At 38.8% G+C, this 14849-nt stretch carries 16 protein-coding genes; 8 read left to right on the forward strand and 8 right to left on the reverse strand.

Annotated features, from left to right (window positions below):
• Positions 1-33 precede the first annotated feature (33 nt).
• From K5Q58_RS10105 to K5Q58_RS10115, 3 genes are all read right to left on the reverse strand, one after another.
• Positions 34-1401 (reverse strand): RsmB/NOP family class I SAM-dependent RNA methyltransferase, encoded by a 1368-nt coding sequence (locus K5Q58_RS10105; protein ID WP_220753807.1) that lies wholly within the window; start codon positions 1399-1401, stop codon positions 34-36.
• A 170-nt stretch (positions 1402-1571) separates the two neighbouring features.
• Positions 1572-2930, reverse strand: a complete 1359-nt coding sequence (locus tag K5Q58_RS10110) for a BamA/TamA family outer membrane protein (protein WP_259651309.1) — start codon at positions 2928-2930, stop codon at positions 1572-1574.
• A gap of 394 nt (positions 2931-3324) precedes the next feature.
• The gene (locus tag K5Q58_RS10115; RefSeq protein ID WP_220753808.1) at positions 3325-3996 is read right to left on the reverse strand and encodes a DUF2461 domain-containing protein; all 672 of its coding nucleotides are present in this window, start codon (positions 3994-3996) and stop codon (positions 3325-3327) included.
• A 530-nt stretch (positions 3997-4526) separates the two neighbouring features.
• Between K5Q58_RS10115 and K5Q58_RS10120 the strand changes: the two genes are divergently transcribed.
• Genes K5Q58_RS10120 through K5Q58_RS10130 form a run of 3 tightly spaced genes read left to right on the forward strand, consistent with a single transcriptional unit; the run spans position 4527 to position 6878 of the window.
• Positions 4527-4958 (forward strand): RimK/LysX family protein, encoded by a 432-nt coding sequence (locus K5Q58_RS10120; protein ID WP_220753809.1) that lies wholly within the window; start codon positions 4527-4529, stop codon positions 4956-4958.
• A gap of 4 nt (positions 4959-4962) precedes the next feature.
• Complete coding sequence (gene rimK / locus K5Q58_RS10125; RefSeq protein ID WP_220753810.1) at positions 4963-5868, forward strand: 30S ribosomal protein S6--L-glutamate ligase; 906 nt, start codon at positions 4963-4965, stop codon at positions 5866-5868.
• Entirely contained in the window at positions 5868-6878 is a 1011-nt protein-coding gene (locus K5Q58_RS10130) for a succinylglutamate desuccinylase/aspartoacylase family protein (protein ID WP_220753811.1), read from the forward strand. Before rimK ends, K5Q58_RS10130 begins: the two co-directional genes overlap by 1 nt.
• 191 nt (positions 6879-7069) lie before the next feature.
• On the opposite strand, the gene K5Q58_RS10135 is transcribed toward K5Q58_RS10130, so the two are convergent.
• Both K5Q58_RS10135 and K5Q58_RS10140 read right to left on the reverse strand, forming a co-directional pair.
• Positions 7070-7534: a hypothetical protein gene (locus K5Q58_RS10135; RefSeq protein WP_220753812.1), complete on the reverse strand. Its 465-nt coding sequence runs from the start codon at positions 7532-7534 to the stop codon at positions 7070-7072.
• Positions 7535-7547: 13 nt separating this feature from the next.
• Complete coding sequence (locus K5Q58_RS10140) at positions 7548-8369, reverse strand: cytochrome c3 family protein (protein ID WP_192022994.1); 822 nt, start codon at positions 8367-8369, stop codon at positions 7548-7550.
• A gap of 573 nt (positions 8370-8942) precedes the next feature.
• Here K5Q58_RS10140 and K5Q58_RS10145 point away from each other — a divergent pair.
• The 4 genes from K5Q58_RS10145 (at position 8943) to K5Q58_RS10160 (ending at position 12167) form a co-directional block, all read left to right on the forward strand.
• Positions 8943-9692 (forward strand): winged helix-turn-helix domain-containing protein, encoded by a 750-nt coding sequence (locus K5Q58_RS10145; RefSeq protein WP_220753813.1) that lies wholly within the window; start codon positions 8943-8945, stop codon positions 9690-9692.
• Positions 9685-10212: a hypothetical protein gene (locus K5Q58_RS10150; protein WP_220753814.1), complete on the forward strand. Its 528-nt coding sequence runs from the start codon at positions 9685-9687 to the stop codon at positions 10210-10212. Before K5Q58_RS10145 ends, K5Q58_RS10150 begins: the two co-directional genes overlap by 8 nt.
• A 126-nt stretch (positions 10213-10338) precedes the next feature.
• Positions 10339-11016, forward strand: coding sequence for a fumarylacetoacetate hydrolase family protein (locus K5Q58_RS10155; protein WP_220753815.1), 678 nt, complete (start codon positions 10339-10341; stop codon positions 11014-11016).
• Between the two features lie 161 nt (positions 11017-11177).
• Complete coding sequence (locus K5Q58_RS10160; protein WP_220753816.1) at positions 11178-12167, forward strand: diguanylate cyclase; 990 nt, start codon at positions 11178-11180, stop codon at positions 12165-12167.
• A gap of 90 nt (positions 12168-12257) precedes the next feature.
• On the opposite strand, the gene K5Q58_RS10165 is transcribed toward K5Q58_RS10160, so the two are convergent.
• The gene (locus K5Q58_RS10165) at positions 12258-12818 is read right to left on the reverse strand and encodes a CBS domain-containing protein (RefSeq protein WP_220753817.1); all 561 of its coding nucleotides are present in this window, start codon (positions 12816-12818) and stop codon (positions 12258-12260) included.
• 288 nt (positions 12819-13106) lie between these two features.
• On the opposite strand from K5Q58_RS10165, the gene K5Q58_RS10170 reads away from it, so the two are divergent.
• Positions 13107-13778, forward strand: a complete 672-nt coding sequence (locus K5Q58_RS10170) for a PilZ domain-containing protein (RefSeq protein WP_220753818.1) — start codon at positions 13107-13109, stop codon at positions 13776-13778.
• Between the two features lie 17 nt (positions 13779-13795).
• On the opposite strand, the gene K5Q58_RS10175 is transcribed toward K5Q58_RS10170, so the two are convergent.
• Positions 13796-14215, reverse strand: coding sequence for an MmcQ/YjbR family DNA-binding protein (locus tag K5Q58_RS10175; protein ID WP_220753819.1), 420 nt, complete (start codon positions 14213-14215; stop codon positions 13796-13798).
• A 29-nt stretch (positions 14216-14244) separates the two neighbouring features.
• Entirely contained in the window at positions 14245-14763 is a 519-nt protein-coding gene (locus tag K5Q58_RS10180) for a hypothetical protein (RefSeq protein WP_220753820.1), read from the reverse strand.
• Positions 14764-14849 lie beyond the last annotated feature (86 nt).

The following is a 14849-nucleotide window of genomic DNA, read 5'->3' on the forward strand; positions in this document are numbered from 1 at the left end:
TTTAATCAGACTTTAAGCAAAAACACTCTAGTGCTATCGCTTTACCATTTTCGCGACAAACATGCCGTCACTATTAGCCTCGTAAGGCCATACTGTCAGCATGGTGTTTTGTTGCTGGGTAAATGGATGAGTAATGGTTTCAAGTGAAAACTCTTTATTATTCGCTAAAAACTCATCAACCACGGCTTCATTTTCAAGTGGTGATAAAGAGCAGGTGGCATAAACTAAACTTGCACCTGATTTAACCGCTTTAGCGCTGCGAGTGAGAATGTCTAACTGCAGGGCAGGTTTGTCTTCGACACAGCTTCTGTCATCTATCCAGCGCATGTCAGGGTTTCTGCGCCAAGTGCCTGTGCAGCTGCATGGTGCGTCAACCAATACGCCATCAAAATGATTAGCTTCAACCGGTAATGCTTCTGATTTCCAACGCGAAATTGAGATGTTGTTAAAACCTGCTCTTTTGGCACGCTTGTTTAGCTCTTCTAATGCTTTAGAGCGAATGTCGGATGATATTACGCTGCCATTAGATGATGCTTTTACTGCATCTTGCATCATCAATGATCTAAGCTGTAAGGTTTTACCACCTGCGCCGCTACAGGTATCCCACCAGTTTTCGTCGGTTTTAGGCTGACAAATATTACCTATGACTTGTGAGGCTAAATCTTGTATTTCTAACAGGCCATTTTTATACAGTTTTACTTCATTCAAGTTAATACTTTTACTGCCTAAGCTAATCGCATCATTAAAAAATTCACTTGGGGTCGCATCAATTTGAGCTTGTTGAAGCTCAGCTAATGCCTTCTGAGTGTCTTGACCTTGTACTCTAGCCCAAATAGGCGGTCTAGAGCTCATGGCTTCTATTAGCTGTATTTGTGTCTTACCGTCTTCAACAGGGCAAACTTCCCAGAACCATTCAGGTAGTAACTGGGTTTCTGTGAATTCAAAATTTGTGAATAGCTTTTTGAGTAGCAGGTTTTTAGCAACCACGGAGTCTGTGTTTGCTATCTCATCGGTGGCAATATTAGCAGTTATTATCTCTACTTGAGCATCTGATAGCCCTGCAAATATTTGCCAAGCATCAGCAAAACTGCGCCAGCTATGTTGCTCTAATAATGCACATGAACTGAGCATTTTGAACCAAGTTTGCTCGTCATGTTGTGAGCCTAATTGCTTAAGCCAACCCCACCATCTAAATAGACCAAATAAGGTTTCGCGGATCACGCGTCTGTCTTTCGAACCGTGCTTTTTATGTTCACGGAAATAATTAGCCACAATCCTGTCTGCAGGCATCTTAGTGTCCAATACTTCATCAAATAGTTTTTTGATGGTACTAGAGTAACTAAGCGCTCTTTTTTCTGCAGGTGTATTAGCGATAATGGTAGATTGTGGTGCTGATGACATGGTGAACTCAAGAGTGGCTGTGATCACAATACTTGTTTGTGATCTTAAAAAGTAATGCGCTATTTTAGCATGTCTTTAATTTGGGTTGAATATGTATAAGTGTTCATCGACGAAATGTGTGCTCCCCCTCTTTATAGGGGAGCCGTTATTATATAAAAGTAGCTATGACATTAAAAAGGGTGATCAACCATGACCCAAGCATTGGTGCTTTCATCAGATGTGGCTACATCAAGCCTGACTACAATCCCAGCAGTTAATGCTCTTAGAGACACTCCATAATCGTATTTAATGTCAGTTAATAGCTCATTGGCGGTATAGGACTCACCAACACGTCCAGCTTCAACAAAACCCACTAGTTGGAACCAATCTAAACGCAAAAACTTAAGCCAACTTACATCTTCTATGGGGTTATACTTTAGGGTGTAACGGTATTCTGCGGTAGCGTAGATTGATGCTTTATCATGAAAGCGATTGTTTTCGAAACCGCGCATTCTATAAAAGCCCCCCAATGAAGCTCCTTCACTGTATGGCGCGTTATTATTAACTTTTCTACCGCCTTGTTCATCGTATTCAAGTTCCCAAGAAGGGGAGTAACCTGTCCAAAAGTTCAACGCCAAAATCCGTTGTGAAGCGTAATCAGATTGCCCAAATGAAAAGTATTTACTGGCTTCAAACTCTAAGAAAGTCCAAGATTGCTCAGACTCAAACCAGCCAGCATCGTGTGAGATTGATAAATACTGCTTACTACCAAAACTTGGATTTACTGAAAAGTCGGTATTGTCGTAAAGGAGCCCTAGCTCAATAGCGTGAACGGCGCCATCGAGTTCATCATCATCAAACTCATAACTCTCATAACGATTAAATTGTCTGAGTACGGCTACAGTTGCACCTGATTCAAATGGGTTCCATTTATCTCCGCCGGAAGGCTTTGACGTCAGTAAGCCATTAGTTAACTCGTAAGTGACTTGGCCTTTATCACGTGTAGCGCCTATTGGTAGGGCGTATTCAAGTTTCATTTCCCACCAGTTTGATGAACCATCTGCTTGCAAAAACTGTTCATTCGACGAGTCATTGCTACCAGGTAAAGGTGTATCAGCCGGGATAAAATTACTAGCGCCACCAGCGTATGCCTTTTGTTGTGGGTAATAGCCTAAAAAACCGTATACACTTAAAAAGAACCGCTCAGTTTTAGGGATTTTATAATTCCAGACACCACCACCCGCGCCATAACTGACATCCCCGCCATACACGGTACCGCCAACAGTCATCTGCTCTTGATAATAACCACTGACCATCGCACCTAGACCAATATTAACGCCCATTGAGTCTGTACTGAAAACATAAGGTAAAAGCAGCTTCTCGGTGCCAGTATCAGGTGTTTCACTTCGGTTTACAGAAGATTTTACATGGGCTGAAGCAGCAGTTGATGATTGGCTATAAAGGGATAACGAGGCGGCAATGAATACAGTTAAGGGAATTAAGCCTTTAAAGGCGGGGGTAGCAACTTTTTTAGGGTATTTATTCATCATCAGCAAGCCTTGTCATTACATTGAGTTCAAGGGGATGTTTGTAGTTTATTTGTTGGTATTTTATTGAATAATATAGGTTGTCTAGTGGGAAAGGTACAGTGATTAAATGATTTTATACTTGTTGAAGCTTGTTGAAGCTTGTTGAAGCTTGTTGAAGCTTGTTGAAGCTTGTTGGGAATAGGTGTGAAATACACACTGTAAATCCTCTACCAAAAACGCCAACTATTTTGTTAGCGTTATTTGGAGTTTCAAATCACTTTTATTGGGGCGGATGTTTACGAACACATATAAAGTTGAATTAGATATTTGTAAACTTGGAGGCTAAAAGTTCAAGTTTGATAATGGTGCATGTTTTAAAAGCCGAAGCTTTCTAAAAATCCAATTAAAAATCCAATTAAAAATCTAAATCGAGAGCGAAACAAAGGTATCCCATCAATTGTGTCGTTTTTTCGAACTCTTTAGCGCAATACTCTACAAAGTCCTTATCACAAACTTGCTCAATCGATATTGGTTTAATGGCGATAAAATCTTTTCGTTTTAATTCTTCTATTAGTGGGTGCTCTTTATCAAAACCCCGAGGAGGCCTTACTAGGCTATCACCTGATAATTCAAACCCAGCTTTATCTAATGCAATTAACGCCTTTTTGTAACCATTAGGGTTTTCATCAATACAGTGGCGAATTGCATTTAAGGCTTTAGATTCAGGATGCCAGATACCTGCAGCGATAAAACAGCCATCATTAGCTAAATGTAGATAAAGCCCTGGAGCATGGACATCTTTGCCCTGAAAGTGTCTGAACTGAATACCAACATTTAACTTATAAGGGCTTTTATCTTTACTGAAACGACTGTCTCTTTGCGGTCGCATCATGCTGCCACCTACCTTCTTAGGCACTGCAGTAAGGCGAGGTGATATATTTAAGATTGGTCCTTGCATCGCTTCAATAAATTTTAATGTCGGCGTTCTAACCCTATCTTCGTAATCTTGTTGGTTAGCTTTAAACCACTCGCGATCGTTGTTATTGGCAAGTAGGGTTAAGAAGTCAAAACTTTGCTGAGTATACATAACAGATCCTAAAAAAGGTGAGCCTAAAGTGTGCCATAAAAGCCGACTACCTTTAATCAAAAATGTTAAAAACTCAGCTTGGAATGTACGACTTATTTGATTACTAATAATACAAAGCTCAGTGGTTAACTTATAATCATCTTTTATACTTGTCTCAAACAAATTATTTTGTGTGTTAAAACGTCAATTTTCATTTGTTTTACGGTTTTTATTGCTTTTATCTAGAGTTAATTGTTGTTTTTGGCTGTTTGGAAATGCAGTGTTGATAAGGTTATTGATTGTTGCTGGTGGTTTTTTTTAAATTTTATGTTTTTTTTAGTAGTGTTTTTAAACTTTAGGAGTATTATGCGCTTCCAAACTGATTGAGGGTAAGTTTTCAACTTGTTATTAACTCAATTAAAGTGTTGTTTTGGCTAAAGTTGATACATTTATATGGCTGCAATATTGTCAAAAGCAGTCTTATTAATTCCTTTATGCCTGTCAATTTAACGATATTAAACGAAGTAAGGTTTTGTGAAAAAGGCTTAAACATGACAAAAAATGCATTAAAAATTCTTGGCTGGTGTGAATGGGCGACGTTTCCTGAACTTGGCAATGAACGGGTCAATATGAAAATTGATACCGGTGCTAAGACGTCATGTTTACACGCTTTTAGAATTAAACCGTTTATTAAAGATGATCAAGATTGGATCAGAGTATGGATCCATCCTGAGCAAGAATCAGACAGAGAAATCGTTCAAGAGTTTGCTGTATTTGATCGCCGACACGTAAAAGATTCTGGTGGGCATATTACTAATCGCTATGTGGTTAAAACCCCCATTATTATTGGCGATGCTCAGTTTGATATTGAACTTACCCTTACACAACGTGACAACATGCAGTTTAGAATGCTTTTAGGTCGCCGAGCACTAGCAGGGCGTTTTTTAGTGGATTCATCAGCAGCACATTTAACAGGAGCTTAAGGTTATGCGCATTGCAATTATGTCTAGAAATAAAGACTTATATTCTACTCGTCGTATTCAAGAAGCGGCGATAGCTCGAGGTCATGAAGTACAAATTATTGACCCGCTAGCGTGTTACATGAACATCAATATGATGGCTCCTAGTATTCATATGCGCGGTGAAGAGTTACCGACATTTGATGCTGTTGTACCTCGTATTGGCGCTTCGGTAACCTTTTATGGTACTGCGGTTTTACGTCAGTTTGAGATGATGGGTGTACACCCATTAAATGAATCTGTAGCGATTTCGCGTTCAAGGGATAAATTACGTTCATTACAGTTATTGTCACGCAAAAATATCGGTTTACCTGTTACTGGTTTTGCTAATAAGCCAGCTGATGTGCCAGATCTTTTGGACATGGTAGGCGGCGCACCTTGTGTGATTAAGCTACTTGAAGGTACCCAAGGAATTGGTGTGGTGTTAGCTGAAACTCGTAAAGCGGCTGAAAGTGTTATTGAGGCATTCATGGGCTTAAAAGCGAATATCATGGTGCAAGAGTATATCGCTGAAGCTGGTGGTGCTGATATTCGTTGTTTTGTGATTGGTGACAAAGTGATTGCTGCGATGAAGCGTCAAGGTGCTGAAGGCGAGTTTCGCTCAAACCTTCACCGTGGTGGTACAGCAACAATTGTGAAGTTGACCCCAGAAGAACGCTCTACGGCATTGCGCGCAGCTAAAACTATGGGGCTTAATGTTGCAGGTGTGGATATTTTACGTTCGAAGCATGGTCCTTTAGTGATGGAGGTGAATTCATCTCCGGGTCTTGAAGGAATTGAGCAGTCTACTGGTATTGATGTGGCTGAAAAAATTATTCAGTTTATTGAAAAAAATGCTAAACCAAATAGCACTAAAACCAAGGGTGTGGGTTAATGGCACCTAAGCGTGAAGCGTTTGCAATTGGTGAGTTTAGTATTGAAGCTGGCAGTCGTGCCAGCATCAAACTGCCCGCAGCAAAATTGTATAACGACACGCCGTTAGAGCTGCATGTTGAGGTGTTTCATAGTAAAAAGCCTGGGCCTGTATTATTAGTGTGCGCTGCAATTCATGGTGACGAGCTAAATGGCATCGAAATATGTCGTCGCTTGATTGATAAGGTGAACATGAAAACCTTAACTGGAACCTTGGTGGTTGTACCTATTGTGAATGTGTTTGGTTTTATTCATCAATCACGTTATTTACCTGACAGACGCGATTTAAATCGTTGTTTCCCTGGCAGTGCAAAAGGCGCATTAGCGAGTCGCTTAGCTCATTTGTTTTCTAATGAGTTATTAAAAAAAGCAACTCATATTGTTGATTTGCATACTGGGGCTATTCATCGTGATAACTTCCCGCAGATCCGTTGTGATACTGATGATGAAGTCATGATGGCAATGGCTACGGCTTTCGGGGCTCCGGTGATTATGGACTCAAAGTCTGTAAAAGGCTCTATGCGTGGCTACGCTAATGAAAAAGGCATCGCATGTATTTTATATGAAGCAGGTGAAGCCCTAAGGTTTAGTGAGTTGTCGATAAAGTCTGGTGTCACAGGTGTACTGAATGTGATGCGCTATTTAGGGATGCTGAATAGTAAACTAAAACCAACAGCGTCTATTAATGCGAGCCGCAGTTATTGGTTACGAAGTGAAGCAGATGGATTGGTGAATGTGAAACGCAAAATAGGGGCTCGTGTGAGCAAAGGATGCTTACTTGCCAATGTGGTCAATCCACTGGGTGGAGAAGTTACCGAGTTACGTTCTCCAACCGATGGCATTATTATTGGCTTAACCAATATTCCAGTCGCTAACGAAGGTGAAGCGTTATTTCATATCGCTCAGTTTGTTGGCGATGACATTGAAATTGCCAATGAGCATTTAGACGAGTTTATCTCAACATATGCTTAGACTTGAGTTTTAATGGCTTGTACACGAGATGAAAGTCACTGCATGGTATCGCAGTGACTTTTTTATGTATTTTTAAAATATTATTACAACATGTTCAAGTGATGCCTTTTAATGAGTCCAGTGTGGACTCATTAAGAATGAGCTATTTTTCGTCAAACACTTAACCGTGCAGTCATTCACTCTTTTAGGGCTCATTGAACATTTAAAAAAGCATACTCGAAGTGACTTTTATCTCCGAGCACTTCAACTGCAACCTTGTACTTATAAGTTCGAGCGTCCCAATTGACGTCATCAGCGACGAGTTCATAACGTCCATCTTTTTGCTCTTCGATATTCATTAAACACTCAGTGGTATTAATACACTTCACTTGCAGAGCTTCATGAGATTGCAACTGGTATTTTGATGGGTTGTTATATAGGTATCCCAAAAATAGCAGGTTAAAGTTGTGAGCGCCTGTAACGGGTAAATTATTATCACCCTTAAGGCTAATATTGACTTTCCCATATTCAGCATCAACTTCATTTAATTCAACTGTTAAAGTTTCAGTTTGATTAATATCTATGCTTGTCGAAGCAGTCTTATCATCACTGCTATTACAGCCTAGCAGTAACAATGAACATAATAAGGTGACTAGACAATAAGTAACTTTATTCATTAGATAAGCTCCTTTATTGATGTCCGCCATGACAAGAGTCACAGGCGATGTTAGCTCTAACGCTAGGGGCAAACGTAGATGATTCTGTATGGCACGACTGACAAGTGGCTACCGTTTCTGAAACTGGGTGGTCGGTGATTGTATGACCATCAAATGCTTTATTGAGCAAAATAACAAGTTCGTGGACTATTGATGCTGACAGCTGTCGGCACCTAACACCTTTATCTTTTGCTGTTTTGTTGTTTACATTTGCCCATAAGCTAATTGAAGTATGACAGAGAACACTTCGTGCAATTGTTGGCTTGCCAACTAATTCAAGTGTTTCTGCTTTATCTGCTCCAATTCCTTCTAAGAACACATCAGATTGATAGGGTAAGGTTTCATTTTCATAGAATCGCATGATTGGCCCAAGTATATCGTTGGCTTTCTCACCGTTTATATTGAGCATATTAAGTAACATAGCTGCACCATTCATGTTGCCGCAAATTGTACCTTCACCCATCATTCCAGAATATCCATATACTGATAATGCTGTTTGAACCTGGCTGAATTTTTCTGCATCAGGTGAATTTGACTTAGCAAGATAGTAAATAATGCTGTCAAATACTGCGTACATGCAGCCATGATTCATTCTGGCATCTAAGTATGAGTAATGCGCAACTTCCATCGGGTCGAGCCTGGCATACTCTAAACGCTCGCCGGGTTGTAGTTTCCAATTGCCGTTATCATCAGCAATTGCTGCAATTACCGGGTTTGCAACTAATGCACCGCCAGCAGTTGCTGCTGTAATACCTACAATTCGATTGAGTGCTTGTCTTCTATTTAGTTTATTCATCATGACCTTCTTTTTACTCTATTCATTGCAGACATCATCTAAGTTGTTGCGAGTAGCCTGCTATTGCAGGTTTCGATATTGATGATGTTTGCATTGCCCTTGTTTGTGGTTAGATAAATCATGACAGCTTGCAGGAATCTGAATGAGACCTAACTCATAGTAATAGGGGAGGTATAATTACAGACTGAAAAAGGCAAAAGAGTTAACTAAAAGTCATAGAAACTGACTTTGAAATTACCTTTTGCGGTGATATCTACCGATTGCCAACTTAAATAAAGATTATAATGCTTATTACGGGTTATTATTTTTGATATTACTCTGATGTTGGTGTGATCTACATCGAGATTTAAAAAGTTGGGTTAACAACAAAGGGGCACTTAGGTACAAAATTGGCGACTTATTGCAGCGTTCAGTTGAGTAAAAAGCTATGAGCTTCTCAGTAAAAATATCAGCGTTTAAAATATCGACTTTGGCGTATGTTATTTTAGGGCAATGGTAAAGTGTGATGTATATGTAAGTTAATGAAGTTTAACTAATGTAAGATAAATTTAACCATTCGAATCAAGGGGTCTTATGAAGTTTAACGTGTTTGAGTTCGATGTGAGTAATCGTCTGCTCATAAACACTCAAACTGAAACTGAATATAGTTTAACTAGAACCGAAACCCAGGTGTTAGAGCAACTGATTAAACACCCTAATACTGTGATTACGAAAGGGCAGTTGGCGTGTGCAGGTTCTTTTGAAACAGTAATGAGTGAGTCTGCAGTCGCCAAAGCTGTTTTTACTATCAGAAAATACCTCGGTGAGGATTACAGTGAACTCATCGAGACTATGCCTAAAAAAGGGTATCGACTTAATATTTCCCCACCTTTACCTGAGTGGCGTCAAGTAAAGACAAAACGTGAAAAACAGACAAGAATTGTATTTGGCTGGGTATGCGCTTTTGCTCTTTTAGTGGGGGTAGTGATGCATCAATATGTTTGGGTTACCACTCCAGTGAGTTTTATTAGAGATAGCCACACCATTTCGATAAATAACCGTGAACACATAGAATATACTTGGTTGAATTCGCCCCAAATGTCAGCAGAGCATATCGCTCATCTTGAGCAAAGGCTGAGTAAAGCTTTGAGTATGTGTGAATCCATTCCATGGAAACAGGTATTCTTCACCTTTTCTAGTGATAGTCAGGTGCTTAACTTGGTGCTTGAAGGTGTTATGCCTAATGGTGATACAAGAGTTAGAAATATCAAAACGAGCGATTTCAGCTTAAAGCCAGAGTTTCTATCTAATGCCTGGCTACAAGAGGTATCACTTTGTGACTAAAATGACTAAGTACATTATTGCAGGGGGGCTATTTATATTAATCACTGCAGCGACAGTTTATTTACACATAAAAGAACCTCTTGTGGATATGGTTATGACTTGCCGTATTGAATTAGTAGAGAACGATCGTCAATTGCAAAACGTCAATAAGCATATATTACTTACTGACTTAACTTTCCAACAACGCAACGTCAGCTTCAGCTATCGATATTTCACCGAACTGGGCAAGCCCATTGCGACATTTCATGTTCAAGGGGAGGTATTAAAAGCCCAGAAAGTGCATGGTACTTACACACTCAATATTTTAAATTCTCAATTAGATATTCACGATAAATCGGTTGATTTACCTCTACATGCTGATCACATAAAAGCATTTACAGATAGAAATATTGAAAAGCAGGGGGTGCAAAATTTAACGTTAAAAGTAATAAAAGAAGATAAGGAACAACAATTAGCTTTTTTATATTTTTTACCAAGTTCGAATATAGCAGCTTGCCACTTAACCCATCTAAAGGAGTGACATTTTTATTTGGGTAACCAATCTATTTATGACGCCTTGATTGCTCCTTTAATTTACTTTATATGTTTGATTCGATTTAACTAAATCAATATGCTGATAGGAATTGATATCTAGAGGCTTAAGCAAATGTTAAACACAATTCAATATAACTCAAATAGTGAAGCGACATCACCGTCTAAAATTATCTGTATCGGTCGTAATTATGTGAATCACATCCATGAGCTGGGTAATGAGGTGCCTTCAGATATGGTGGTTTTTTTTAAACCTAACTCTGCGATTTCCACGCAGCTGACCTCATTTCATCAAGAGCCGATTCATTTTGAAACAGAGCTATGTTTTTCAGTGCGTAATGGGATGTTTCATGGGGTAGGGGTGGGATTAGACCTAACCAAGAGAGAATTGCAGTCCAAACTTAAATCACAGCAGCTACCATGGGAGCGAGCTAAGGCATTTGATGGCTCAGCTCTATTTAGTGATTTTGTCAGTTTATCTTCATTGTCGTTAACTGCCGGAGCTACATTTTGCTTTCAATTGACAATCGATGGTGAAGTCAGGCAACTCGGTCATAGCGATTTAATGATGTACAGTGCTGACGATATTCTAGCTTCGGTGAATGAGTTTATGACGTTAGTGGATGGCGACATTGTGATGACAGGTACACCTAAAGGCGTTGGCCAGGTTGCTTTAGGGTCGGTGTTTGAGGTTAAGCTTTGGGCTAATGTCGATTATTCATCACATGTGCAGTTAGCTGAGCAAGTATCCCAAATAAAGCCGTGTATCGAACATAGATGGACAGCGGTTTAATGCATTTATTAGCGACATTGTTTTGAGCTAAATGAGAGGCAAACAGGCAATTACGTAAACAGGGTCTATAATCATAGTAGTTTTGCTGATTCATTTTGCTAAAGGGAAAGTTAGTTGCGTAAGTGACTGATGGTTAGCTTGAACAAAGTGGCTAATCAATTATGACGTTTCCAAATAAGCGAATTGAAAAATATTTTACGCTTTATCAAGAGCTATTAAGCTTTTCTGGTGTTTCCTGGTGGCTAATAGACTTAGAAGATAATAGTAATGTTTTTTACTGCAACAGTAACATGCGTGACATGTTCTCTTTAGACTCAAGTACCCTCCAACATTCTGTTAGTAAGACTTGTCCTATCGCTGGGGATTACAATAAAAATATTGCGGTAAAAGATGCCCATAAAGCTAAGCGAATTTTTGAAGATTATTGTGACTTGCGCTTAGGGCGTATCGATGAATACCATAATCGTTTTCCCTATTATGACGCTAGCCAAGGTGAGATCCTTTACTTTACGAGTAAAGCAAGAGCAATACTTCGAGACGATTGCGGAAATGCACAATTACTTTTTGGGATTATTGAGCGTGAACGTACGAGTGCCAAATTGTTTAAGCTTTCAAAGCTTGATGCATTAACAGGGCTGAACAATCGCAGAGAATTCGACTCTCAATTGGACTTTATTATCAATTTAGCACGAAGAGAGCGACAATTAGTGTCATTAATCATGTGTGATATTGATTGTTTTAAAGCTTATAACGATTTCTTAGGCCACTACCAAGGAGATCAATGTTTAATACAAGTATCGCAAGCAATAGCTGACGTATGTGTGCGTTCAACCGATGTGGTATGCCGTTATGGCGGTGAAGAGTTTGCTATTATTTGTTACGGCCAGCAAGAAAGTGTGTCGCAACTCGCTGAAGATATTCGTTTGAAAATTGCCGAACTCGGCATCCCGCACCCAAGATCTAAAAGTAAAATCGTCACCTTGAGCTTAGGCTTTGCTTCTTGCATACCTAGCAACTTCACCTCAGCGAAAGAGATTATTCAAAAAGCGGATTTGGCCCTATATCAAGCTAAAACTTATGGTAAAAATCAGTGTGTTGCTTTCGATAATCAGCTTGTTGAACAAGAAAGCCAACTAACACAGCAAGGCTAGTTTGTGCGTATATTCAATAAGGTTTATCGTCACTTACCTGAGATTTGTCAGGTAAGTGGCTCCGTGATTTATATCGTTTAGGCAAAATCATTAATGGGCATTAGAGAAAATTTGACTGAAAGAAGGCCGTTGATGTATTTCAATTGGCTGATTAAGCTTTCTTGCTAAATCACTTGCGGCAATTAACCCTCTGATATGATGTAAATTCTGATCAATTACTAACATGTGATGTAAATTGTTTTCCTGCAATAGCCTGACTATATCACTGACTTTTGCAGTAGCAATTTGGTTGTAATCAAATGCTTGTAGTTCTTCTCTAGGCACCATCACTTCAGTGACTAATAACTCATCAATGGTCAAAGTTAATCGCTTAGCGGTAAGCATTAGGTTGTGATGCGATAATTCTCGCTGGGTGATAATACCAAGAAACCTATCATTTTTATCAACAACTAAACGCATATAAGCATGGGTTTTTTCCATGATTTTAGCTGTACCTACCGCACTGGTTGAGGCATCAACAATGATGGGTCTGGACACATCAAAATCAGTAAAAATATCTAAAGCTGATGAGTCTAAACTCGGTGTTAATGGTTTTGATGACCATAAAAGGTGATCGATAGATGCAGTACTAAATAGTTCTAAGTTTCTCATGGTGAAAACTCCGTTACAGTATTGAATAGCTAAGGGCACTGAACATAGCTTTGGTTGGCTGTATTATCGATAGCATCAATTAGAAAATATATAAGTTCATCGATAATACTCATGGTGCTTAACTTAAGTGTTGCATCAATAAAGCCTTAACCTTGTATATTCACCATAGACCTGTAGATGCAATCGATGCAAGTAGATGAATAACAATTAATTAAGGTTAAGCTGTTGTGTTAGTTGTTAATATTTGTGCTAGTCTTTCTGAGGTTGAAAGTGAAATAGGGAAGTTAAATGCCAACTAAACAAGTCGATACAAAACAAGGTTTGTCGAAAGAGTTCAAATTTTTATTAGCTGGGACTCCTGTTAACATTGATATCGTCAGTCCAGCAGGGCAAAAAGGGCGCTTTAGAACCATTTTTATAGGCTACCTACCTGAGCAATTTTTACTAATTCAATTTCCTGAGTCGAATAAATTAGGTAACTTCGGCCAATATTTTGTACAAGGAAGTGAAGTCATTGTTAGAGGGCTAATTGAAGGCCACGAAGCATCTGTAATTGCATTTTCATCAATAATAAGACAAACCTTGAGCACGCCAACAAGAATGATGGCACTTAACTTTCCAAGTAAAATAATCATTCATAATTTGCGTTCGACTAAACGTGTGTTAACAGAGCTAACCGCAAGCATAAAAGTAAAAGAAGACTCTTGGCATGCAAAGTTAACAGATGTCTCACTGACAGGTTGTCATATAGAGGCCTGTAAAGAGGAGCAAGATGCACTTGTCGAAGGTGAAACTATTACTATCTCAATTGAGGTGGATGAAAACCAAATTTCACTCAAAGCCCGTATTTGTAACGCAAAAGCTTCTGAAGAAGGACTTAAATTAGGCTGCCAGTTTATTAGCGATCAAGATGAACTGGTAGAAAAAATTGTTCGTATGGCGTTATTAGCCGAAAAATAGTCTATTAACCTTAAATTCTACAGATTGAGTAAAATCGATGTTTGTTCCTTTTTAGGCATCTTACTGACTACCAACATAAAAGAGTTATCGATAATTCTTTCTAATTCCCCATTTGGAACAATGCTAATTGGTCGTGTTTCACTATTGCTTGAACCTTCGGTTTTTATCTGATTTGCAATACTATTTGGGTAATAAACTGAAATCCAGTGTTTCTTGTCCATGTGGTAACCAGTGGTAATTGAGTTGAAAATATCCCGTAATGCACAAGACTCATCTGGATCGCACTTAAGGTTAATCATTAAGGCATTTTTACGCCATGCAACTAAAGCAAACATTTTAGATTTCACTTTAAATACATGCGTATCTTCACCAAAAGGAAAGCTTTCTGTGGTGAAAGGTTTTGCGAGTAAGTATTTTCTGACTTGATCAAATTCCATAACATATTCCACTAAATTAACTGATGGATTCATTTTCTAAGTGAGATATCACCACTTATCACATTAAGTTGAACACCGTTTATCGTAACCAGTTTAGCTTCAATATGCATCGACATAGGAAAATTGATATCAGGTTGTTTTATTAGCACCTGTGCGTAGGTTCGGTAATGATTAGAGAGCATGTAAAACTTGTCTTCTACTTCACAATCTAGGTAGAAGTTCTTTTCACTTAAATTAATATTTTCTAACAGGTTATTCGAGCTAAACATATGTTCTTCTGTAGTGATGATACTGCAGATATTGTCACTATTTTTACTGGAAAATTTAAATGTTAGTGCTGGTTTTCCAGCAAGTTCAGCGCTATATCCTCCTAAATATTTTTCAAGGTTGATGGTTGTCCCAAACGCAATATTTGAATGAATAGAAGATAGTAAAATCATCAATTTTAGTGGGGAGTTCAAGTCGAGAGGAGTTTTGTTTAAGCGATTCCCTTTATTGGAACACATGAAATTCATAAAGCTTAATTTTAAGCGTGTTACTTGCTTCATAAGATACTCCTTTCCTTACTAAATCAGCATCATAGCCTTATCTTAAAACACCTCTAAGTTTACTCACAATGCGCCTACAAACTCAA

Source organism: Shewanella sp. KT0246 (assembly GCF_019654955.1).
Taxonomy (GTDB): Bacteria; Pseudomonadota; Gammaproteobacteria; order Enterobacterales; family Shewanellaceae; genus Shewanella; species Shewanella goraebulensis.